At 69.5% G+C, this 22,383-nt stretch carries 21 protein-coding genes and 1 riboswitch; of the genes, 8 read left to right on the top strand and 13 right to left on the bottom strand.

Annotated elements, in window-relative coordinates:
• Positions 1-34 precede the first annotated feature (34 nt).
• On the bottom strand, positions 35-829 hold the full coding sequence (locus tag OG714_RS28345; protein WP_406125127.1) for an SDR family NAD(P)-dependent oxidoreductase: 795 nt from the start codon (positions 827-829) through the stop codon (positions 35-37).
• A gap of 296 nt (positions 830-1,125) precedes the next feature.
• Between OG714_RS28345 and OG714_RS28340 the strand changes: the two genes are divergently transcribed.
• The gene (locus OG714_RS28340; protein WP_406125125.1) at positions 1,126-1,692 is read left to right on the top strand and encodes a hypothetical protein; all 567 of its coding nucleotides are present in this window, start codon (positions 1,126-1,128) and stop codon (positions 1,690-1,692) included.
• A 54-nt stretch (positions 1,693-1,746) separates the two neighbouring features.
• Here the strand turns inward: OG714_RS28340 and OG714_RS28335 are convergent, their stop codons facing one another.
• The 7 genes from OG714_RS28335 to thrC form a co-directional block, all read right to left on the bottom strand.
• The gene (locus OG714_RS28335; protein WP_406125123.1) at positions 1,747-2,682 is read right to left on the bottom strand and encodes a metallophosphoesterase; all 936 of its coding nucleotides are present in this window, start codon (positions 2,680-2,682) and stop codon (positions 1,747-1,749) included.
• An 89-nt stretch (positions 2,683-2,771) separates the two neighbouring features.
• Complete coding sequence (locus OG714_RS28330; RefSeq protein WP_406125121.1) at positions 2,772-3,368, bottom strand: GNAT family N-acetyltransferase; 597 nt, start codon at positions 3,366-3,368, stop codon at positions 2,772-2,774.
• 209 nt (positions 3,369-3,577) lie between these two features.
• Entirely contained in the window at positions 3,578-4,708 is a 1,131-nt protein-coding gene (locus OG714_RS28325; protein WP_406125119.1) for an NADH:flavin oxidoreductase, read from the bottom strand.
• A gap of 232 nt (positions 4,709-4,940) precedes the next feature.
• Positions 4,941-6,569 (bottom strand): chaperonin GroEL, encoded by a 1,629-nt coding sequence (gene groL, locus OG714_RS28320; RefSeq protein ID WP_200690012.1) that lies wholly within the window; start codon positions 6,567-6,569, stop codon positions 4,941-4,943.
• A gap of 378 nt (positions 6,570-6,947) precedes the next feature.
• Positions 6,948-7,154: a cold-shock protein gene (locus OG714_RS28315; protein WP_019057200.1), complete on the bottom strand. Its 207-nt coding sequence runs from the start codon at positions 7,152-7,154 to the stop codon at positions 6,948-6,950.
• Between the two features lie 431 nt (positions 7,155-7,585).
• Positions 7,586-7,861 (bottom strand): MoaD/ThiS family protein, encoded by a 276-nt coding sequence (locus tag OG714_RS28310; protein WP_318017077.1) that lies wholly within the window; start codon positions 7,859-7,861, stop codon positions 7,586-7,588.
• Positions 7,862-7,974: 113 nt separating this feature from the next.
• The gene (gene thrC / locus OG714_RS28305) at positions 7,975-9,300 is read right to left on the bottom strand and encodes a threonine synthase (protein WP_406125116.1); all 1,326 of its coding nucleotides are present in this window, start codon (positions 9,298-9,300) and stop codon (positions 7,975-7,977) included.
• Between the two features lie 17 nt (positions 9,301-9,317).
• A riboswitch (SAM riboswitch) is annotated at positions 9,318-9,474 on the bottom strand.
• A 190-nt stretch (positions 9,475-9,664) separates the two neighbouring features.
• Between thrC and OG714_RS28300 the strand changes: the two genes are divergently transcribed.
• Entirely contained in the window at positions 9,665-10,609 is a 945-nt protein-coding gene (locus OG714_RS28300; protein ID WP_405948757.1) for a glucosyl-3-phosphoglycerate synthase, read from the top strand.
• A 139-nt stretch (positions 10,610-10,748) separates the two neighbouring features.
• Positions 10,749-12,170 (top strand): trehalose-6-phosphate synthase, encoded by a 1,422-nt coding sequence (locus OG714_RS28295; protein WP_406125114.1) that lies wholly within the window; start codon positions 10,749-10,751, stop codon positions 12,168-12,170.
• 178 nt (positions 12,171-12,348) lie between these two features.
• Here OG714_RS28295 and otsB read toward each other — a convergent pair whose 3' ends face one another.
• From otsB to OG714_RS28280, 3 genes are all read right to left on the bottom strand, one after another.
• Positions 12,349-13,212: a trehalose-phosphatase gene (otsB, locus tag OG714_RS28290; protein WP_406125112.1), complete on the bottom strand. Its 864-nt coding sequence runs from the start codon at positions 13,210-13,212 to the stop codon at positions 12,349-12,351.
• A gap of 64 nt (positions 13,213-13,276) precedes the next feature.
• The gene (locus tag OG714_RS28285) at positions 13,277-13,528 is read right to left on the bottom strand and encodes a DUF3263 domain-containing protein (protein ID WP_406125110.1); all 252 of its coding nucleotides are present in this window, start codon (positions 13,526-13,528) and stop codon (positions 13,277-13,279) included.
• A 42-nt stretch (positions 13,529-13,570) separates the two neighbouring features.
• A complete protein-coding gene (locus tag OG714_RS28280) occupies positions 13,571-14,815 on the bottom strand; it encodes an extracellular solute-binding protein (protein ID WP_406125108.1) in 1,245 nt (414 codons plus the stop codon).
• A gap of 131 nt (positions 14,816-14,946) precedes the next feature.
• Between OG714_RS28280 and OG714_RS28275 the strand changes: the two genes are divergently transcribed.
• From OG714_RS28275 to OG714_RS28260, 4 genes are all read left to right on the top strand, one after another.
• Positions 14,947-15,891, top strand: coding sequence for an ROK family protein (locus OG714_RS28275; RefSeq protein WP_406125106.1), 945 nt, complete (start codon positions 14,947-14,949; stop codon positions 15,889-15,891).
• On the top strand, positions 15,891-17,102 hold the full coding sequence (gene nagA / locus OG714_RS28270) for an N-acetylglucosamine-6-phosphate deacetylase (protein WP_406125104.1): 1,212 nt from the start codon (positions 15,891-15,893) through the stop codon (positions 17,100-17,102). Before OG714_RS28275 ends, nagA begins: the two co-directional genes overlap by 1 nt.
• A gap of 115 nt (positions 17,103-17,217) precedes the next feature.
• Positions 17,218-18,150, top strand: a complete 933-nt coding sequence (locus OG714_RS28265) for a 1-phosphofructokinase family hexose kinase (protein ID WP_406125102.1) — start codon at positions 17,218-17,220, stop codon at positions 18,148-18,150.
• 109 nt (positions 18,151-18,259) lie between these two features.
• Complete coding sequence (locus OG714_RS28260; protein ID WP_406125100.1) at positions 18,260-18,613, top strand: peptidase inhibitor family I36 protein; 354 nt, start codon at positions 18,260-18,262, stop codon at positions 18,611-18,613.
• A 99-nt stretch (positions 18,614-18,712) separates the two neighbouring features.
• Here the strand turns inward: OG714_RS28260 and OG714_RS28255 are convergent, their stop codons facing one another.
• Positions 18,713-19,672: a carbohydrate-binding protein gene (locus OG714_RS28255; protein WP_406131985.1), complete on the bottom strand. Its 960-nt coding sequence runs from the start codon at positions 19,670-19,672 to the stop codon at positions 18,713-18,715.
• A gap of 153 nt (positions 19,673-19,825) precedes the next feature.
• Positions 19,826-21,484: a diguanylate cyclase CdgB gene (gene cdgB, locus OG714_RS28250; protein WP_406125098.1), complete on the bottom strand. Its 1,659-nt coding sequence runs from the start codon at positions 21,482-21,484 to the stop codon at positions 19,826-19,828.
• A 305-nt stretch (positions 21,485-21,789) separates the two neighbouring features.
• On the opposite strand from cdgB, the gene OG714_RS28245 reads away from it, so the two are divergent.
• Positions 21,790-22,362 carry a flavin reductase family protein gene (locus OG714_RS28245; RefSeq protein ID WP_406125096.1) on the top strand — a complete coding sequence of 191 codons (573 nt, stop codon included), beginning with the start codon at positions 21,790-21,792 and terminating at the stop codon, positions 22,360-22,362.
• Positions 22,363-22,383: the final 21 nt, after the last annotated feature.

The following is a 22,383-nucleotide window of genomic DNA, read 5'->3' as shown; positions in this document are numbered from 1 at the left end:
AACGCCCGCCCCGCGAACCCTCTCAGCCCGCGCTTCAGCCCGCGATGACGGCGACAGCGGTCCGGCCGCCGTCCACGTCGAGCACGATGCCGTGCACGAAGGCGGACTCGTCACCGGCCAGATACACGGCGGCGTTCGCGACGGCGTCGGGGGTTCCCGGGCCGCCCGCGGGGGTGCCCTTCATCATGACCACGGCGGGATGGGCCTCACCGGCGTGGGCCTCGCCGGCATCGGCATCGCCGGGCGCGGTGTCCAGCACGACCCCCGGGGAGATCGCGTTCACCCGTACCCCTTGCGGCCCGAACTCCGCCGCCCAGGCCCGCGTCAGCGTCTCCATGGCTCCCTTGGTGGAGCTGTAGAGCGCGCCGATCGGAATGCCCAGGCGGGCGATCCAGGACCCCAGGTTGATGATCGCCCCGCCGCCGGCCTCCACCATGGCGGGCGCGACGGCCGCCGTGAGGAAGAACGGGGCCTTCACATTGACCGCGTAGACCTGGTCGAAGGTCTTCTCGTCGGTGTCCGCGGTGCGGTCGCCGGGGTAGATGCCGGCGTTGTTGACGAGGACGTCGATACGGCCGCCGAGCACCCGCGTCGCCTCCCGCGCCAGCGCCTGCGAGGCGGCGGCGGTGCCGTCCAGGTCGGCCCGTACGAACTCGGCACGGCCGCCGCGCGCGCGGATCCCGTCGACGACCTCCCTGCCGCGCTCGGCGCTACGGCCCGAGACGGCGACGTACGCCCCCTCGGCGGCGAACGCCTCCGCGACGGCCCGCCCGATGTTGCTGGTCGCTCCGGTCACCAGCGCGGTCTTGCCCACAAGCCTCATCGACATGGTTCGGTTCACTCCGTCGTCCGGTCGGTTCTCCACGGTGGAGTGCCACTGTGCGACGATGAAAATGGACTTGCAAGTCCAGAAATCGGGGCGGCGGGGCCGGGGAGAAAGGACGAGAAAGGGCGCGTGTGTGACCGTCCTCCGATCGACCGACACCGCCCCGGGCACCATGGAGGAGGCACCATGGAGCGTGGGAGTCGACACCATGCCCCCGCACCGCACCGCACTCCACCGCACTCCACCGCACCGCACCGCACCGCCGAGCACCCGCAGATCAAGGATGGCGCCGAGCGACCATGAACCACGCCCAGCAGACCGCCCTAGGCCGTGCCCTCCGTCTCATCGGCGAGCACGGCGAGGCGCTCAACTCCGACACCCCCGACGGCCGCCTGCACGAGGTCAAGGCGGACCTCAAACGCGCCCTCGACCTCCTGGACGACAGCGTCAGCGGCGCCGCGCCCACCACCCGCTGCCCCGAACACCCCAACGGCCCGGTCGACGCCGACGCCCCCGACCTCTGCCTGCTCTGCGAGACCCGGCGCCGCACGGCCCGCCGCTCCGAGTTCAACGGCCCGGCCGCGACCCGGCCCACCGACACCACCCCGTCCCGCTACGGCGTCCGCGAAGACCGCCCGCAGGCCCAGCAGCGGTGGCTCCCCGAGCTGTGGAACGGCCAGGCCTGGCAGCTCTGCGGCACCCCGCGCCGCGACCGCCACGAGGCCGAGCTGTACATCGCCGCCGCACGCCGCGGCTCCCGCCCGGCGATGGCGTACCGCCTCGTGCACGAGTTCACGGACTACGAGGTGCTCCGGGTCTGGGGCACACCGGTACACGTGGAGATCGAGCCGCTGGGGAACCTCTGACGTGGGGTCCGCGGCCGTGGAGGAACACCTACTGGCCGCCTGGTTCAAGTCCCGCTAGCCGCCCTGCTGTTCCTGCTCCTGCTCCTGCTCCCGCTCCCCTTCCTGTTCCGGCTCCCGCTCCCGCTCGATGACCAACCGGGTCTGTTCCGCGTCCAGTTGGTACACCGTCTCGTGCGCCCGTGGGTCCCGTGCGTGGAAGGTGTGGAACAACGGCCCGCTCTCACCGCCCAGTTCGACCCGCGAGGCCGAGGCGCCCCGCACCGCCCGCTCCGTGCCGGGCGCGGTCGTCAGGTCGATCCGGTTGACGACACCCGGCGTGACCCACACCGGCGTCGCCTCCAGGAAGCCGAAGAGCTGGAGGTGGAAGTGCCCGGTGAGGACGGCCCGTACGTCACTCCCCCGGATCGCGTCCGCCAGCTCCCCGGGATTCCGCAGCCCGAAGGCCTGTTGGGTCGGCACGTCGAGGGCTATCGGCGGATGATGGAAGGCGAGCACGGTCCCGTTCCCGAACGGCGTGCTCAACTCCTCCTTCAACCAGTCCAGTTGGGCCCCGCTCAGCCGCCCGTACACCTTTCCCGGCACCAGTGAGTCGAGCGTGATGAACCTGTATCCGCCCACGTCGCTCACGGCCGCGCACGCGAACTCCACGGGAAACACGGCGGACACGACCCGATCCGTGCCGTCGGCGGCCAGGTGCCCGCTCCCCAACACCTTCCCGAACGCCTCGCGTTCGTCATGGTTCCCGGTCGTGTAGAAGACCGGCACACCGCCCATCCTCCGCGCGAAGCCTCCGACCAGCTCCCGTACGGCCGTATACGCCTCCACCGCCCCGTCGTTGGCGAGGTCCCCGGTGACGACGATCGCGTCCACCCCACGCTGGTGCCGCAGTTCGGCGAGCATCAGCCGCAGGGAGTCGGTCGCGTTGATGCCATGGCGGTTGGGGGCGTCGGCGCGTTCCAGATGGGTGTCGGACAAGTGCAGAATCCTCATGTTCCGGCACGCTAGCCCGAGTTGGGACCCCCACCAAGAGCCACACACGAAGAGCCACACACGAAGAGCTACACGCCAGGAGCCACGGCTCACCGCGTGGCCGGCGACCGCCACATCGTCGTGACCACCTGGCCGCCGGCGGTGACGATCTCGTCGCGCGCCACGAAGCCGACGCTCTCGTACCGCTTGTTGTTGGCCGGGTTGGTCGACTCCAGGTAGACCGGGGCGCCGAGCGCGTCGATCCGGGCAAGCCCCTCCGCCACCAGACCCATGCCCAGGCCCTTACCCCGGTGGTCGGCGTGCGCGCCGAGGATCGTGAGGTAGAAGAACGGCTCAGTGGGATGCACCGCCTCGAACTGCTCCCCCACCACCATGATCGCGCGAGCGGTCCCCACATCCGTGACCGCGGCCAGCCGCCCCTCAAGACCGGCGGCCTCCTCCTCGGTCAACTCGACCCCGCCCGGCGGGATGAAGACCGCCGCGGCCTCCACCTCCGGCGTCACCAGCGTCCACGGATAACGCAGCGCGGAACCGGCATAGACCCGCCACATCACGGCCGCCTGCTCGGCCCGCCGCCGTTCGTCGGGGAAGGCGGGCCCCCAGACCGGATCGTGGAAGAAGGCGCTGGTGAAGGTGGTGACGATGGCGTCGAGATCGGTGGAGGTGGCGACACGGACAGAGGTCATACGACGCACGGTACGCATCGTTTCCGCCTGGCCACCATCACCCAGTCCCGGCCGGGGTCATCCAGCCCGTCGGCCGCAACTTGAAACTCAGGCCGGCATTACTCAGCCCGTCCGGCGTCTGAGGACGAGGCCGTTCAGGCCGATGGGGGTCTGGGGGCGCAGCCCCCAGGGACGGTCACCCCCACCGACCCGCACCCACAACTCAGCGCTCAGCTCAGCGACTTCAGCGCCGCCGCGTCATAGGGCGCCAGCTCCTCCACCCGCCCCGCAAGCACCTTCGCGGCCCACTCCGGGTCCTGGAGCAGCGCGCGGCCCACCGCCACCATGTCGAACTCGTCCCGCTCCAGGCTGTCGAGGAGGTCGTCGATGCCCTTGACCGGAGCGCCCTCACCCCGGAACCCCTTGAGGAAGTCGCCGTCGAGGCCGACCGAGCCGACGGTGATGGTCTGCTTGCCGGTGAGCTTCTTGGTCCAGCCGGCGAGGTTCAGGTCGGAGCCGGTGTCCTCGAACTCGGGGAGCCAGTAACGGCGGGTGGACGCGTGGAAGACGTCGACACCGGCCGCCGCGAGCGGGGTCAGGATGGCCTCCAGCTCCTCCGGGCTCTCGGCGAGACGGGCGCCGTAGACGTCCTGCTTCCACTGCGAGTAGCGGAAGATGATCGGGAACTCCGGGGAGACCGTCTCGCGTACGGCGGCCACGATCTCCGCCGCGAACTTCGTACGGGCGACCGCGTCACCGCCGTAGGCGTCCGTACGGCGGTTGGTGCCCGCGTACAGGAACTGGTCGAGGAGATAGCCGTGCGCGCCGTGCAGTTCGACGCCGTCGAAGCCGATGCGCTCGGCGGCGGCCGCGGCCTCCGCGAAGGCGCCGATGACGTCGTCCAGGTCCCGCTGCGTCATGGCCGTACCGGTGACCTCGTCGCTGCCGATGCGCAGCCCGGACGGGCCGACCGCGGGGGCGTCCGCGTACGGCGGCTGGCCCTGCTCGCGGACCATGCCGATGTGCCACAGCTGCGGCACGATCGTGCCGCCCGCCGCGTGCACGCCCTCGGCGACCTTCGCCCAGCCCGCGAGCTGCTCCTCGCCGTGGAAACGCGGGACGCGGTCGCTCTGCCCGGCCGAGTCGTGACCGACGTAGGTCCCCTCGGTGACGATGAGGCCTACGCCCGCGGCGGCGCGGCGGGCGTAGTACCCGACCACGTCCTCGCCGGGCACCCCGCCCGGCGAGAACTGCCGGGTCATCGGCGCCATGACGATCCGGTTCGGGACGGTCAGGCCGTTGAGGGTGATCGGGCGGGCGAGGATTTCGGCCGCTCGGGAGGCGGGGGCGGTCGTAGACACGAGTGGGGGCTCCTCGGGATTACCAGGTATCAGCCATCAGGTACCGGACATCAGGTACCAGGTGGTATGTGCGTATGCATCGATCATGCGTCAACAACAACCTCCCGGCCAAGCCCCTCATTCCGACCGGTCGGCGCCGCACCCTGTGATCCCGGACACGCCCGAGGGCGGTACCCCCTGTCGGAACAGGAAGTACCGCCCTCGGTAAGACCGTTGATCAACCAGAGGTCGATCAGAAGTCCATGTCACCGCCCGGCATGCCGCCGCCGGCGCCCGCGCCGGCACCGGCCTTCTCGGGCTTGTCGGCGATGACGGCCTCGGTGGTGAGGAACAGCGCGGCGATGGACGCGGCGTTCTGCAGGGCAGAGCGCGTGACCTTCGCCGGGTCGATGATGCCCTCGGCGATCATGTCCACGTACTCACCGGTGGCGGCGTTGAGGCCGTGACCGATGGGCAGGTTGCGGACCTTCTCGACGACGACTCCGCCTTCGAGACCACCGTTGACGGCGATCTGCTTCAGCGGGGCCTCAAGGGCCAGCTTGACGATCGCGGCACCGGTGGCCTCGTCACCCTCGAGCTCAAGCTTCTCGAAGACGTGGCCCGCCTGGATGAGCGCGACGCCGCCACCGGCGACGATGCCCTCCTCGACGGCCGCCTTCGCGTTGCGAACGGCGTCCTCGATGCGGTGCTTGCGCTCCTTGAGCTCGACCTCGGTGGCCGCGCCCGCCTTGATGACGGCGACGCCACCCGCGAGCTTGGCGAGGCGCTCCTGGAGCTTCTCGCGGTCGTAGTCCGAGTCGCTGTTCTCGATCTCGGCGCGGATCTGGTTGACGCGACCGGCAACCTGGTCCGCCGAGCCCGAGCCGTCGACGATCGTCGTCTCGTCCTTGGTGATGACGACCTTGCGGGCGCGGCCGAGGAGATCCACGGTCGCGTTCTCCAGCTTGAGGCCGACCTCCTCGGAGATGACCTCGCCGCCCGTGAGGATGGCGATGTCGCCGAGCATGGCCTTGCGACGGTCACCGAAGCCCGGAGCCTTGACGGCGACGGACTTGAAGGTGCCGCGGATCTTGTTGACGACCAGCGTGGACAGGGCCTCGCCCTCGACGTCCTCGGCGATGATCAGCAGCGGCTTGCCCGACTGCATGACCTTCTCCAGGAGCGGGAGCAGGTCCTTGACGTTGGCGATCTTCGAGTTGGCGATCAGGATGTACGGGTCGTCGAGGACGGCCTCCATACGCTCCATGTCGGTGGCGAAGTACGCCGAGATGTAGCCCTTGTCGAAGCGCATACCCTCGGTGAGCTCAAGCTCGAGCCCGAAGGTCTGGGACTCCTCGACGGTGATGACGCCTTCCTTGCCGACCTTGTCCATCGCCTCGGCGATGAGCTCGCCGATCTGGGTGTCGGCGGCGGAGATGGAGGCCGTGGAAGCGATCTGCTCCTTGGTCTCCACGTCCTTGGCCTGCTCCAGCAGGGCACCGGAGACGGCCTCGACGGCCTTCTCGATACCGCGCTTGAGGGCCATCGGGTTGGCGCCGGCGGCTACGTTGCGCAGACCCTCCTTGACGAGGGCCTGGGCGAGCACGGTCGCCGTGGTCGTACCGTCGCCCGCGACGTCGTCCGTCTTCTTGGCGACTTCCTTGACCAGCTCGGCGCCGATCTTCTCGTACGGGTCCTCGAGCTCGATCTCCTTGGCGATGGAAACACCATCGTTGGTGATCGTGGGGGCGCCCCACTTCTTCTCGAGGACGACGTTGCGGCCCTTGGGGCCAAGGGTGACCTTGACGGCGTCGGCGAGCTGGTTCATCCCGCGCTCGAGACCGCGCCGTGCCTCCTCGTCGAACGCGATGATCTTGGCCATGTGAAGTGGTCCTCCCGGACTGGGGTGGATTGCTCCGGACCGCGCTGGCGCCCGCGACGGACGGCCTGCCTGCCCTGTGATTCCTTGCACCACCTGGCCTGCGGGCCTCACCCACCCGGTCCTTCGTTATCACTCTCACCTTCAGAGTGCTAACGCCAATGATTAGCACTCGGCATGGTCGAGTGCAAGCGGCTCCCGGGTTCTGGCACCCACTCCAGCCCCCTCGCCGGCCCCGCTCCGACCTCCGGCTCCGACCTCCGGCTCCGACCTCCGGCTCCGGGCATGCCGAAGGGCCCGTACCCCAGGAGGTGACCCCCCAGGAGTACGAGCCCTTCGATGAGGAACGAAGAACGTCGCTGCTGTTCGTCGGCGCGTGCTTCAGCTGGTCGCGAGCCGGACCATGTCCGCCTGCGGCCCCTTCTGACCCTGCGAGATCTCGAAATCGACCCGCTGACCCTCTTCCAGGGTGCGGTAGCCGTCCATCTGAATCGCGCTGTAGTGGACGAAAACATCCGCACCACCGTCGACCGCGATGAAGCCGTACCCCTTCTCCGCGTTGAACCATTTGACGGTGCCCTGAGCCATGCCTAACTCCCCTATTACTGGCCCTTGCACGGACCCGCACTTCGCGGATCCGGGTCAGACCTCACCCCCCACAGGTTTGGGGGCGTGCGCCGGAACGCGTCGACCGCGGCCGAATGTATCCGCCCAACTGCCGTCTGCAACAGGTCAATCCGACGAGAATTCAGGGCAGGACCGGTCGGGAATTTACGGATAATTAGTCCGACTTCAGGGCAACTCGGGCCCGATAAAGGGAACATAAGGCGCAAAAGACCTGCACACTTTGGCTACTTCTCATCGCACGCGGAGCCGGTACTCATATGCGTCCGGCATGCGGAGTGGAGCGGGTTCCCCAACTGTACCCCGCTCAACCCTACAGAATTGCCCCCTCCGCTTCTCTCACGGAGGGGGCAATTCGATGAACTCTTGGTAATCGGCGTTACCGAGGGTAATTATCAGCCGCCGGCGACGGCCGGAATGATCGAGACGCCGGCCCCGTCCGGAGTGGCCGTCTCCAGCCCCTGCTCGAACCGCACGTCGTCATCGTTCACGTACACGTTGACGAACCGCCGCAGCTTGCCCTGATCGTCGAGCACGCGGGCGGAGATCCCGGTGTGGTTCTTCTCAAGGTCGCTGATGACCTCGGCGAGGGTCGTGCCCTCGGCGGTGACTTCGGCCTGCCCGCCGGTGTAGGTGCGGAGAATGGTAGGGATGCGGACGCTAACGCTCACGATGAGACCTCCGGTCAGGTGATGCCCTCAGGGGCGCGGGGCTGTGTTGAATCTGCGGCTACCGCCGCGTGGGCGCGGCCGGCCCCCACCGGCCCGCAGTCAAAGAACGACTCTCAGGACGCGAGTCCAGCTTCCCTGAACGACTCAAGGTTCGGCCGGATCGTCGCGGTGAGCCCCGTACCGGCCACCGCGTCCAGCGTCTTCAGACCATCACCGGTGTTGAGAACCACCGTGGTCAGCGTCGGATCCAGCAGCCCGTTCTCGATCAGCTTCTTCGCCACACCGACGGTCACCCCACCCGCGGTCTCCGCGAAGATCCCCTCGGTCCGGGCAAGCAACTTGATCGCGTCGACGACCTGCTCGTCGTTGACGTCCTCGACAGCCCCACCGGTCCGCCGGGCGATGTCCAGCACGTAGGGACCGTCCGCCGGGTTCCCGATGGCGAGGGACTTCGCGATCGTGTTCGGCTTCTGCGGCCGTACGACGTCGTGACCGGCCTTGTAGGCGACGGAGACCGGCGAACACCCCTCCGCCTGCGCGCCGAAGATCTTGTACGGCTTGTCCTCGACGAGCCCGAGCTTGATCAGCTCCTGGAGGCCCTTGTCGATCTTCGTGAGCTGCGACCCGGAGGCGATGGGCACGACCAGCTGGTCCGGAAGCCGCCAGCCGAGCTGCTCGCAGATCTCGTACGCGAGGGTCTTGGAGCCCTCGGCGTAGTACGGGCGCAGGTTGACGTTGACGAACCCCCAGCCCTCACCCGCCGGGTCACCGATCAGCTCGGAGCAGAAACGGTTCACGTCGTCGTAGTTGCCCTCGATGCCGACGAGCTCGCCGCCGTAGATCGCGGCCATCACGACCTTGCCCTGCTCCAGGTCGTGCGGGATGAACACGCAGGAGCGGAAGCCGGCCCGGGCTGCGGCGGCACCGACGGCGCCGGCGAGGTTGCCGGTGGAGGAGCAGGAGAGGGTGGTGAAGTCGAAGGCGCGAGCCGCTTCGATGGCCTGGGCGACGACGCGGTCCTTGAAGGAGTGCGTCGGGTTGCCGGAGTCGTCCTTGACGAACAACTTGCCCGCGTCGACGCCCAGTTCGCGGGCGAGGTTGTCGGCCTGGACGAGCTTGGTCCAGCCGGGGTTGATGTTCGGCTTGTCGGCCACGTCGGCGGGGACGGGCAGCAGGGGCGCGTAACGCCAGATGTTCGCCGGGCCCGCTTCGATGCGCTTGCGGAGCTCTTCGGTGTCGTAGGCCGAGAAGTCGTAGGCGATCTCCAGCGGGCCGAAACACTCCTCGCAGGCGAAGACCGGGCCGAGCGGGACGCGGTGTCCGCACTCGCGGCAGGACAGCGCGGTGGCGGGGCCGAGGTCTACGGAGTTGGCGATGTCCGCGGCGGTCGTGTCCGTGTTCGCGGAGTTCGTGGTGCTTGCGACAGTCTGCGCAGCCATGGAGGGGAGGCCCTTTCTCCTCATCTTCCTCACGACGCATCTCGCCGTGAGACGGATTTGGCACCTTCCCGAGCCGGGAGCCTCACCACGTCAGCGTGTAGCTGCGTGCCAAGACCGGCTGGAGGGTTGCCGGGGCTTCATCGGGCCGTATCCCTCTGCCCCTCTGGATGAGCGGTGTTCAGTTGTGTATGCGGTTGTGTCACTTGCGTGAGCGTTGACGACCCCCGACATGCGATGGTCATCAGCGTTGTTCAAGACTGTAACCGAAGGCCAGGACAGTTGAGTGAGCCGTCCGAACCGCGAGATGGATCACACACACTCCGTGATCACTGATCGCCGAGAGAACGCAGAGGAGCCGCGCAACGTGCTGAAGGAAGTCGAGCACTGGCTGAGCACCCGCTCCTGGTCCATGACCGACCGGCCGCTCCACAAGATTCTGGCCGCGAAGCACCGCACGGGCCAGTCGGTCTCCGTCGTGCTCCCCGCGCTCAACGAGGAAGCGACGGTCGGCGACATCGTCGCGATCATCCGCCACGACCTCATGCAGCAGGTCCCGCTCGTCGACGAGATCGTCGTCGTCGACTCCGGGTCCACCGACCGCACCTCCGAGGTGGCCGCCGCGGCGGGCGCCCGGGTCGTGCACCGTGACGACATCCTGCCCCGCATCCCCGCCGTGCCCGGCAAGGGCGAGGTGCTGTGGCGCTCGCTGCTGGTCACCAGCGGCGACATCGTCTGCTTCATCGACGCGGACCTGAAGGAGTTCTCCTCCGACTTCGTCACCGGGATCGTGGGCCCGCTGCTCACCGACCCCGGCGTCGACCTCGTCAAGGCGATGTACGACCGCCCGCTCGGCGGCGCGGCCGGCCAGGGTGGCCGCGTCACCGAGATGATGGCCCGCCCGCTGCTGAACATGCACTGGCCTCAACTGGCCGGATTCGTCCAGCCGTTGGGCGGCGAGTACGCGGCCCGCCGTTCCCTGCTCGAACAACTGCCGTTCCCCGTCGGGTACGGCATCGAGCTCGGCATGCTCGTCGACGCGCTCCACCTGGTGGGCCTGGACGCCCTCGCGCAGGTGGACGTGGGCGTGCGCAAGCACCGGCACCAGGACGGGCAGGCGCTGGGCCGGATGGCCGCGCAGATCTACCGCACGGCACAGCTGAGGCTGGCCCGAGGGCATCTGATCCGGCCGTCGCTCACCCAGTTCGAACGGGGTCCGGACGGCTTCGAGCCGCGCACGTACTCCGTGGACACGGAGGAACGGCCGCCGATGGCGGACATCACCGAGTACCAGTCCCGCAAGGTGGCATGACCGGCGCGGTCGTAGTGCGGCCTTAGACAGTCGTAGTCAGTCACGCAGACGGTCGCGGACGGTCGTATACGGACCCGTACGGTCCGCCGGCGGCCGTCCGCACGTTTGAGCGTTTCCGGGCCGGGCTAGGTTGTGGCGTATGGCTTCCACGGCTTCTACGGCTTCCACGCCCCCTCGCGGTGCTGCTCAGGTGCTCGTCGCGTCCAATCGCGGTCCCGTCTCGTACGAGGTGGGCGGCGACGGTTCGCTGCGCGCCAGGCGGGGTGGCGGCGGGCTGGTGTCCGGGCTGTCGGCGATCGGGCCGGACGCGGGGGCGCTGTGGGTGTGCTCGGCGCTGTCCGACGGCGACCGCGAGGCCGTACGGCGCGGGGTCGGCGAGGACGGCGTGCGGATGCTGGACATCCCGGCCGACGTGCACGCCGACGCGTACAACGGCATCGCCAACTCCGTGCTGTGGTTCGTCCACCACATGCTGTACCAGACCCCGCTGGAGCCGGTCTTCGACGCGGAGTTCCGGCGCCAGTGGGCGTCCTACGAGACGTACAACCGGGCGTTCGCGGAAGCGCTGGCGGCGGAGGCGGCGGCGGGCGCGATCGCGATCGTGCAGGACTACCACCTGTGCCTGGTGCCGGGGATGCTGCGCGAGCTGCGCCCCGATCTCCGTATCGGCCACTTCTCGCACACGCCGTGGGCACCGGCGGACTACTTCCGGATGCTGCCGGACGACATCCGTGAGCAACTGCTGACGGGCATGCTCGGCGCGGACCGGCTCGGCTTCCTCACCCACCGCTGGGCGGACGCGTTCGCGGCCTGTTGTACGGAGTTCGCCGGCGGCCCGGGTGACACGCGGATCGGTGTCCACGGCCTGGGCGCCGACGCCGACTTCCTGCGCGCCCGCTCGCACGAGCCGGACGTGGAGGAGCGCATCGTCGCGCTGCGCGAGGAGATCGGCGCGGGCCGCAGGACCATCGTCCGCGTCGACCGCACCGAACTGTCCAAGAACATCGTGCGCGGCCTCCTGGCGTACCGCCAACTCCTCGACGACCACCCGGAGTTGCTGGAGCGGGTCGTCCACGTGGCGTTCGCCTACCCCTCCCGGCAGGACCTCGCCGTCTACCGCGACTACACGGCCGAGGTGCAGCGGGTCGCCGACGAGATCAACTCCCGCTACGGCACGCCCGGTTGGACCCCGGTCGTCCTCCACGTCAAGGACGACTTCGCCCGCTCCCTGGCCGCGTACCGCCTCGCCGACGTCGCCCTGGTGAACCCCATCCGCGACGGCATGAACCTCGTCGCCAAGGAGGTCCCGGTCGTCTCCGACGAGGGCTGCGTCCTGGTCCTCTCCCGAGAGGCGGGCGCCTACGAGGAGTTGGGCGAGGACGCGATCCCGGTCAACCCGTACGACGTGATCGGCACGGCCGCCGCGCTCCACGAGGCCCTGACGATGCCGCCCGAGGAACGGGCCGAGCGCACGAAGAGGCTGACCGCCGCGGCCACGGCCCTGCCTCCGGCCCAGTGGTTCCTGGAACAGCTGAACGCGCTGCGGGATCAGGTGAGTTGAGCGACGGGCGCGGACTACGGGCTTAACACTCCGGACCACCTCACCAACCCGGCTGGGCATTCAGCCCAGTTGAGCGGCGAGCGCCGACCGCATCGCCGTGGCGGCTCCAGCGCCCGCGGCCGGGGCGGGCCGGGCAGTTACGACACCCCGGTCCGGCGCCCGCCAACCCCGTTGCCCATCAGCCGAGTTGAGCCGCGAGCGCCGACAGCAGGTCCACGACCCCTGCCGGGCCGTCCACCACCAGGTCGGCCCGCTCCCGTAGTTCGGCTACCTCGTTGCTGCCGCTGCACACCAGCAACCCCGGGACGCCGTCCGAGCGGAGTTTTTCGACGGCGGCGAAAGCGGGGAGGTCGCCCAGGTCGTCGCCGGCGTAGAGGACGGACTCGGCGGCGGTTTCGCGGAGGTAGTCGAGGAGGGCCACGCCCTTGTCCATGCCCGGCGGGCGCAACTCCAGGACCATGCGGCCGGGTTCGACGATCAGGCCGTGGCGGGTGGCGAGGTCGGTGAGGGGGGCGCGGAGGGCTTCGAAGGCGGCCTGGGGGTCGGTCGCCCGGCGGGTGTGGACCGCGAGGGCGCGGCCCTTCTCCTCGATCCACGTGCCCTGCCAGGCGCCGATGCCGTCCAGGAAGCCCGGGAGTTCGGCGCGGACCGCCGCGACGCCGGGGTGCGGGGCGGGGGCGCTGACCGTGCTGCTCACCGCGTCCCAGCGTTCCGTGCCGTAGTGGCCCAGCACGACCAGGTGTTCCAGGCCCGGTACGCCCGCGAAGCCGCCGTTGCGGACCGCGACGCCCGCCGGGCGGCCGGTGATCACGGCCACGGACGCCACCTTCGGGGCGAGCGCGGCCAGCGCCGGTACCGCGCCCGGGTGGGCCCGCGCCTGCTCGGGGTCCGGCACGATCGGGGCGAGTGTGCCGTCGAAGTCGAGCCCGATCACCGCGGAGGCCGGTTTGGCGAGGATCGCCTCCAGAGCCTCGCGACCGGCGCGGGTGACGGGGGTCGGCAGTGTGTGCACGGGATCGGTGGAGTCCTGAGGGCTGCCCATGTCAACGACCCTATCCGGGCGGCGCCGGTCCCACCCCTCGCTCAGCGCCGCGCGGCCGGGACCCTCACCTTTCCGACCGGCGTGTCTCCCGCACCCGTCGCAGCCTGTTCACCGTCACCGGGTCGTGGGCCAGGGCCCGCTCGTCGTCCAGCAGGGCGTTGAGCAGCTGGTAGTAGCGCACCGGGGCCAGGCCCAGTTCCTCGCGTATCGCGCGTTCCTTCACGCCGGGGCCCGGGAAGCCGCGGCGCTCCAGCGCGAGGATGTCCTGTTCCCTCCGGTCCAGCGAGGGAAGCCGCGAGGGCCGGTCCTTGTCCATGCCCTGCACGGTAACCCCCGCCACCGACAACGGCCCCGGCCGCTACTTTCCGCTCTCCGCCAACGACGCCGACGCCTGCAACTGCCCCAGCACCGCCCCCGGGCTCCCGTTCGCGGCCACCGCCTGACCTATCCGCTTCTTGATGTCGGCGCTGACCGCGGACCAGGACGTGTTGCCGACCGGATAGAGCGTGGACAGCGGGAGTTCCTCCAGGAAGGGCCGTAGCGCCCGGTCCTGCTTCGACTCCTCCATCGCCTCGGACGCGGAGTTGGTCACCGGCAGGAGGTCGTACTCGCGGGAGAAGGCGAGGACGTTCTTCTCGCTGTAGACGAAGTCGAGGAAGTCGCCGATCTGCTCGCGGTGGCCGTTCTGCTTGAACGCGGCCATCCAGTCGGCCACACCCATCGTGGTCTTGGCCTTGCCGGTGCGCCCGGGCATCGCGACCGTGCCGAACTTGACGCCCTTCTTGGCGGCCTGCTGCATGAGGGTCGGGTGGCCGTTGAGCATGCCTACGTCACCGTTGGCGAAGGCGGCGAACGCGTCCGCGCGGTTCAGCTTGGCCGGCGCGACGGGACCGGTCAGACCCTTGGCGACGAGGTTGTCGCGCAGCCAGGTGAAGGTGGAGATGTTCTGCGTGGAGTCGAGGGTGTACGTGCCGATGTCGTCGGTGTAGCCACCGCCCCCGCCGAGCAGCCACTGCATCGTCTCGGCCTGCGCCTCCTCGGACCCGAGCGGCAGCGCGAACGGGTACTTCACGCCCCGCTCCTTCAACGCCTCCGCGTCGGCGGCCAGCTCGCTCCAGTCCTTCGGCGGGGTGAGCCCGGCCTCGGTGAAGAGGGTCTTGTTGTAGAAGAGGACGCGCGTAGACGCGGCGAACGGCATGCCGTACTGGATGTGGTTCACCTGCCCCGCGTCCAGCAACGGCTCCATGAAATCGGCCTCTACGGGGATGGAGAGCAGGTCGGCCGTGGAGTACAGCTTGCCCGCGTCGGCGTAGTCCGCGTACGCGCCGATCTGCGCCATGTCGGGCGCCTTGCCGGCCGCGACCAGCTCCTTGACCTTGCGGTCGACGTCGTTCCAGGAGTAGACGCTGACCTCGACCTTGACGTTCGGGTGCTTCGCCTCGTACGCCTTGACCAGTCCGTCCCAGTATTTCTGCGAACCGTTCGACGCGGAGTCGCCGTAGTCCGCGGCGACGAGTCTCAGGGTGACATCACCCGAGCCCCCGCCGAGGCCGCAGCCACCGAGGACCGCCGTCATGCCCAGTACGGACGTCACCGCGATCATTCCTGTCCTGCGCCGCTGCACTGCCGAATCCCCAACCTTTGCTGTCGTGACGTTCGCTCTGCGAACCCATAAGGTCTACACCACGTAAGTGGACTAGACCTCTCGCGGGTAGACGGGCCACACTGTCCCCCGTGAGACATGTCATCGCCCTCGACGTGGGCGGCACCGGGATGAAGGCCGCCCTAGTGGGGGCGGAGGGCGAGCTGCTCCACCGGGCCCGCCGGGCGACCGGCCGCGAGCGCGGACCGGACGCGGTCGTCGAGCACATCCTCGGCTTCGCCGCCGAGCTGCGCGCGTACGGCGAGGAGCACTACGGCGAGCCCGCGTCCGCCGCCGGCGTCGCCGTCCCCGGCATCGTCGACGCCGAGCGGGGCATCGCCGCGTACTCGGCCAACCTCGGCTGGCGCGACGTACCGCTGCGCGACCTGCTGGCCGCCCGCCTCGGCGGTGTCCCGGTCGCCCTCGGCCACGACGTCCGCACCGGCGGCCTCGCCGAGGGCCGCATCGGCGCGGGCAAGGGCGCCGACCGGTTCCTCTTCGTCCCGCTCGGCACCGGTATAGCGGGCGCGATCGGCATCGACGGCCGGGTGGAGGCGGGCGCGCACGGCTTCGCCGGCGAGATCGGCCACATCGTCGTACGACCCGGCGGCACCCCCTGCCCCTGCGGCCAGACCGGCTGCCTGGAGCGGTACGCGTCCGCGGCGGCGGTGACGGAGGCGTGGGCGGCCGTCTCCGGCGCCCCCGGGGCGGACGCGGCGGACTGCGCGAAGGCGGTCGCCTCCGGGGACCCTCGCGCGGAAAAGGTCTGGCAGGAAGCCGTCGACGCCCTCGCCGACGGCCTCGTCACCGCCCTCACCCTCCTGGACCCCCGCACGATCATCATCGGTGGCGGCCTGGCGGAGGCGGGGGAAACGTTGTTCACACCACTCCGAGAGGCGGTCCGGGACCGGATCACCTTCCAGAAACTGCCGTCCATCGTCCCGGCGGCCCTGGGCGACACAGCGGGATGCCTGGGCGCAGGCCTGCTGGCTTGGGATCTCCTCAACTCAACCGACCGCACGGAGGTAGCACGCTGATGGCACCCACCTCAGGGGCGCGGGGAACTGCGCGACCAGCCACAACGCACCCGCAGCCCGCAACGGCCAATGCGCCCCTGATCCTCTCCGGTGCCAACCTGGTCCTGCCCACCGGAACGGTCAAGAACGGCCGGCTCATCATCGACGGCACCCGCATCACCGGCGCCGCCCCCAACAACGCCCAGGTACTCGACGTCACCGGCCACTGGCTGGTACCGGGATTCGTAGACCTGCACAACCACGGAGGTGGGGGTGCCTCCTTCACCTCCGGCACCATCGAAGACGTCCTCCAGGGCATCCACACCCACCGCCTCCACGGCACCACCACCCTGGTCGCCTCCACCGTCACCGGCGACATGGACTTCCTCGCCCACCGCGCCGGCCTCCTCTCCGAACTGGCCGAGCAGGGCGACCTCGCCGGTATCCACTTCGAGGGCCCGTTCATCTCCCCGTGCCGCAAGGGCGCCCACTCCGAGGCCCTGCTCCGCGACCCCGACCCGGCGGACGTCCGCAAGCTGGTCGACGCGGCCCGCGGCCAGGCCAAGATGGTCACCCTCGCGACCGAACTCCCCGGCGGCCTCGACTCCGTACGCCTGCTCGCCGAACACGGCGTCATCGCGGCGATCGGGCACACCGACGCGTCGTACGAGCAGACGGTGGAGGCGATCGACGCGGGCGCGACGGTCGCCACGCACCTGTTCAACGCGATGCCGCCGCTCGGTCACCGTGACCCCGGTCCGATCGCGGCGCTGCTCGAAGACGAGCGGATCACCGTCGAGTTGATCAATGACGGTACGCATCTGCACCCGGCGGCACTGGAGTTGGCGTTCCATCACGCCCGTGCGGAGCGGGTCGCGTTCATCACGGACGCGATGGACGCGGCGGGCTTCGGCGACGGGCGTTACATGCTCGGCCCGCTGGAGGTCGAGGTGAGCGAGGGCGTGGCGCGGCTGGTGGAGGGCGGTTCCATCGCGGGCTCGACCCTCACCCTGGACCGGGCCTTCAAGCGTGCGGTGACGGTCGACCGGCTGCCGGTCGAGGACGTGGTCGCCGCGATCTCGGCCAACCCGGCGCGGCTGCTGGGGAGTTACGACGAGATCGGCTCTCTGGAGCCGGGCAAGTACGCCGACCTGGTGCTGCTGGACTCGTCCTTCGACCTCAAGGGCGTCATGCGGCGCGGCACTTGGGTGGTCGATCCCCAACTGGGCTGAAATGTACCGCTGTTGAGGTGGCGGTTGTCCCGGGAGACTGGGAGGACCGCCGCCTCTTTGGCATCATCGAGCCCGAACTGGACGGCGGACACACACTTCGGGGGAGGTCGGCCCGGTGATCCTCACGGTGACGCTGAACACCGCTCTCGACATCACCTACCGGGTGCGGGAGTTGCGACCGCACGCTTCGCACCGCGTCTCCGAGGTGACCGAACGCCCCGGCGGCAAGGGCCTGAACGTGGCCCGGGTCCTGGCCGCCCTGGGCCACGAGGTGACGGTCACCGGCTTCACGGGCGGCGCCACGGGACGCATGGTCCAGGAGCAACTCACCGACACCCCAGGCGTGTTGGACGCCCTCATCCCGGTCTCCGGCGCGACCCGCCGCACGACAGCGATAGTCGACGAGCTGACTGGTGACACGACCCAACTCAACGAGCCCGGCCCGACGGTCACTTCGGCGGAGTGGTCGGCCTTCCAGGAGGCGTACGAGGCTCTGTTGGGCGGCGGGGTCTCGGCGGTGGCCCTGTGCGGAAGCCTGCCGCCGGGAGTGCCGGTGGGCGCGTACGCCGGCCTGATCCGCACCGCGCGAACAGCCGGTGTCCCGGTCCTCCTCGACACCAGCGGCGAACCCCTGCGCCGAGGAGTCGCCGCCCGCCCCGACATCGTCAAGCCCAACACCGACGAACTGGCCGAACTCACCGGCTCCCACGACCCGTTGCGCGCCACCCAGGACGCGCGTCGCCGGGGTGCGCGCACGGTGGTCGCCTCACTCGGCGCGAAAGGCCTGCTGGCGGCAACCCCGGAGGGCACCTGGCACGCGACACCCCCGGCCCGCGTCCACGGCAACCCGACCGGCGCGGGCGACTCGGCGGTCGCGGGCCTGCTGTCGGGCTTGGTCGAGCGCCTACCGTGGCCGGACCGCCTGGCACGAGCCGTAGCACTGTCGGCGGCGACCGTACTGGCGCCTGTGGCGGGCGAGTTCGACCGCGCGGCGTACGAGGAGCTGCTGGGGCGGGTCGCGGTGACGGGGGACGCCACCGCGGCGTGACATCGAGGTTGGCCGAGAAAAGCCCTTTCCCCCACTCCCGGCCGGATGATCAGATGATCACCCGTTCGCTGCACTGACCAGCAGCGAAAGACACAAGGGGGAACCTCTTATGAGCATGCTCAGGAAGAGCCTGACGACGGCCGCTGTGGCCGGCGTCCTGGTGGGCGGCATCTTCGCCACACCGGCTTCGGCGGCCGATCCCAATACCTGCCCGAAGGGGAAGGTCTGTGGATGGACGGGGAAGAACAGGACCGGAACCAGGCACGTCATGACGGTGACGCCCGGTTGCTATCCCTTCGACACCGCCAAGTCCGTCTCGAACCAGACGTCCTACAAGATCGAGTTCTGGCACATCACCCCCGGCACCGGCTGCGACGTCGGCACCCGGCTGATCACTCTGAAGCCGGGCACCTACTCGGACAATCCCGGCACCGTCACGGGGATCGCCGTCTACGGGCCGTGATATCGGCGGCCGCAACTGAGTCACACTGACGATGCTCCGCCTGTCACGGGCGGAGCATCGCGCTCAGGGCTCTCAGTCTCAGCAGGGGCGTCAAGCGCGTCACGATCCGTCGGTCAGCCACAGCTGGTCGAAGAGGGCGTCACACTGATTGCCCTGATTGCAGGCGATCTCTATGACGTTGGTGCCCTTGGTCAGGCTGACCGGAGCCCAGGTGCTCTGCCAGCCCTTTTCATAGTCCCCCTTCGGGGAGCCAATGAAGTTCTTCAGACCTATGGGCTGACTGTTCGCCTTGCCGTTCACCGACAGCGTCGCATTGGCATCGGCACCGGGGACGCTGTAACGCGCGTACAACCGGAAGTTCCCTGACTTCTCAATGCCGTTGACCGTCCAAGTGACCTTGGCACCAACCTGGTTGAAGCCGGTCACGTAAATCCCACCGTCAGCCTTGGCACCTTTTATCTCCGAAGTCAGAGAGGTGCCACCGTCCAGGCGCAGCGCCTTCGCGTCTGTCTTCGGCAGTTCACCAGAGGCCGAGGTCGAGCCGGTGCTGGACGGACTCGACGAAGCGCTCTGTGACGCCGGCGGTGTCGAACCCGCCTCGTTGCCCGTCTTCTTGTCGTCGTCGCCGTTCATCATCGCCACGCTGATGCCGATGACCACCGCGGCGACGACCGCGATCGCGCCGATCAGCAGGCCCTTGGTGTTGGGGCCCCGGCCTCGGCCGTTGCCGTTGTTGTACGACGGGGGCTGTTGGCCGGCCGGGGGGCCGCCGGGGAAGGTCTCCGGGGCCTGGTAGTGCGCGTTCGGCTGGGCGCCGTAGGGCTGCTGCTGCGGGACGGTCTGGCCGTACGGCTGCTGCTGGTACTGGGCGGTGGGGGCGGCGGCCTGCTGGCCGCCGTACTGGCGCTCGCCCACCGGGCGCACTCGGTTGACCGAACCCGGGTAGCCGTAGCCACCACCGGACGGCGGCTGGGCGCCGGCGGCCTGGCCGTCCTCGTACAGGTAGCCGAACGGGTCGTCGTCCTCGGGCGTGCTCGCGCCGTTGTTGCCGGGCGTCATCCCTAGGTACTCCTCAACAGGTGCGGGTGCAGATACGTCAGCTTCAGATACGTCTTCAGACATGTCTTCGATACATCTGGAGAACTGCGAGCCTACCCGCTCCACGTCGTCCAAACGGGTGACTCGGACCGCATCAGATCGCTGACCTGGAGATCATCCCGCGCGTCTGTGCTGTTTGGGACGAGATCGTTTCTCGATGTACATCCGTTCGTCAGCGGACTTCAGGACCTCGTCCGCCGTCATGCCGCAGTGGGCCCACCCGATACCGAAACTGGCCCCGACCCGCATGGCCCGGCCGTCGACCCGGATGGGCTGGATGATCTCGTTCCGCAGGCGTACGGCGAGGTCGGCGGCGTCGGCCTTGCCGAGTCCGTCGGCCAGGACGACGAACTCGTCGCCGCCGAGCCGGGCCACCGTGTCGCCGTCGCGCACCGCCCGGCCGAGCCGCCGGGCGACCTCGATGAGGACCGCGTCACCCGCGTTGTGCCCGAACCGGTCGTTGATCGACTTGAAGCCGTCGAGGTCGCAGAAGAGGACCGCGAGCCCCTTGGTGCCGTCGTCCCGCTCGCCCTCGGGGGCGATGGTGTGGACGTGGTGGTCGTAGGCGTCGAGGAGATCGGCGCCGGGGCGGAAGTCGAAGCCGTGGCCGTTCGCGTCGTAGGCCGCGTGTCCGTACGCGGCGTCGATGGACTCGATCTCGCCGGGGTGGGTGGCCTGCGGGCGCTGGCAGAGGCGGGCGGAGAGGCGTGTGCGCAGCTCCGCCGAGTTCGGCAGGCCGGTCAGCGCGTCGTGCGCGGCGCGGTGGGCGAGCTGGAGCTCGCGGCGCTTGCGGTCCTCTATGTCCTCGACGTGGGAGAGGAGGAAGCGCGGTCCGTCGGCGGCGTCCGCGACGACGGAGTTGCGGAGCGAGACCCAGACGTACGTGCCGTCCCGGCGGCCCAGGCGGAGCTCCGCGCGTCCGCCCTCCGCCGATGTTCTGAGGAGGGTGCCTATGTCCTCGGGGTGGACGAGGTCCGAGAAGGAGTAGCGGCGCATCGCGGAGGCCGGGCGGCCCAGCAGCCGACACAAGGCGTCGTTGCTGCGCAGTATTCGGCCGTGCTGGTCGCCGCCCATCTCGGCTATCGCCATGCCGGAGGGGGCGTACTCGAAGGCCTGCCGGAAGCTCTCCTCGCTTGCGCGCAGGGCCTGTTGCTCGCGCTCCAGCCTGACCAGGGCGCGCTGCATGTTGGCGCGCAGCCGGGCATTGCTGATCGCTATGGCCGCCTGGAACGCGTACATCTGGAGCGCCTCGCGCCCCCACGCGCCCGGCCGCCGGCCGTTGCGCGGGCGGTCAACGGACAGGACGCCGATCAGCTCGCCGCACGAGCCGCCGGAGACGCCGGGGGTGTACATGGGCGCGAAGAGCCGGTCGGACGGGTGCCACTCGTCCTCGAAGCGGGGTGCGGGGCCGTCGGTGTACCACTGCGGTACGTCGTCCTCGTCGAGGACCCAGCCCTCGGTGTGCGGGATGAACCTCAGGTCGCCCCAGGACTCGCCCATGCCGAGGCGGCGCTCCCAGGAGGTGCGGGAGCCGACGCGGCCGGTGATGAGTGCCTCGGCGGCGGAGTTGCCCGCGAAGGCGGCGACCACGAGGTCGCCGTCGGGGCGGACGAGGTTGACGCATGCCAGCTCGTACCCGAGACCGTTGACGACGCCGTCGGCGACGGTCTGCAGGGTGTCCGCCAGGCTGCGGGCGGTGTTCATGTCCGCCATGACCGTGTGCAGTTGTCGCAGGGTCGCAAGACGGACGTAGGGTTCCGACTCGGTCTCCATACTCGCCCTCCCCCCGAGACCTCGCAGTGAATCAAGGGTCATCTTCCCCGCCACTGAATCACAGCGCGCTGCCCACTCGGTACACAGGGTCAACAATTACTACCCCTTGTGACTCAAGTCACAGCAGAAGATGAACAATTGAGTGGAGTTTCTGCTTTTTCCCTGTGCGTTAACTGAACGCACACTGTGCGGGTGTGTGGACATGATGCACGACGATGTTCCGCCGCGTGGTCCGTTGGTCCTAGGACCTTGTCGGTACCAAGGTCCGATGCGATGCGCGGAACTCGGAGATTAGCGTTTCGAGCGTGCTGAAGACCGTGCCGACTTCGAAGACCGTTCCCTCCGGGCATGCTGTGGGGGTGAGCAACGACGAGTTCCGCGCCGCCCTCGCGCGGCTGGCCGCGGGCGTGGTCCTGGTGACCGCGCACGAGGAGCCGTACGACCCGGACGACCCCCAGGCTCCGGTCGGCGAGGACGTCGGCATGACCGCGACCGCCTTCATGTCGGTCTCCCTGGACCCGCCCCTGGTCCTGGTCAGCCTCCGCAACGGCTCCCGCATGGACGACCTCCTCGACGAACAGCCCCTGTGGGCGGTCTCCGTCCTCTCCGAAAGCCAACGCCACATCGCGGGCCGCTTCGCGATGAAGGGCCGCATCAGCGACCGTCTCCTCTTCGACGACATTCCCTACGCCCACGGGGAGGCGTCCGGCGCCCCCCTGGTCCGCGGCGCCCTCGCCACCCTGGAATGCCGGACGGAACAGCGCATCCCGGCGGGCGATCACACCCTGGTCATCGGCCGGGTGCTGACGGCGGAGGTGGGGAGCGCGGAGGGGGGTCCGCTGTCGTACTTCCGGGGGAGGTACCGGCAGTTGGGGTGAGGTGAATTCGGTCGCTCACCG

The organism is Streptomyces sp. NBC_00989, assembly GCF_045162655.1.
In the GTDB taxonomy this organism is placed as follows: domain Bacteria; phylum Actinomycetota; class Actinomycetes; order Streptomycetales; family Streptomycetaceae; genus Streptomyces.
The sequence above is the reverse complement of the archived record's forward strand: the minus strand, read 5'-3'. Positions and strand labels throughout refer to the sequence as shown.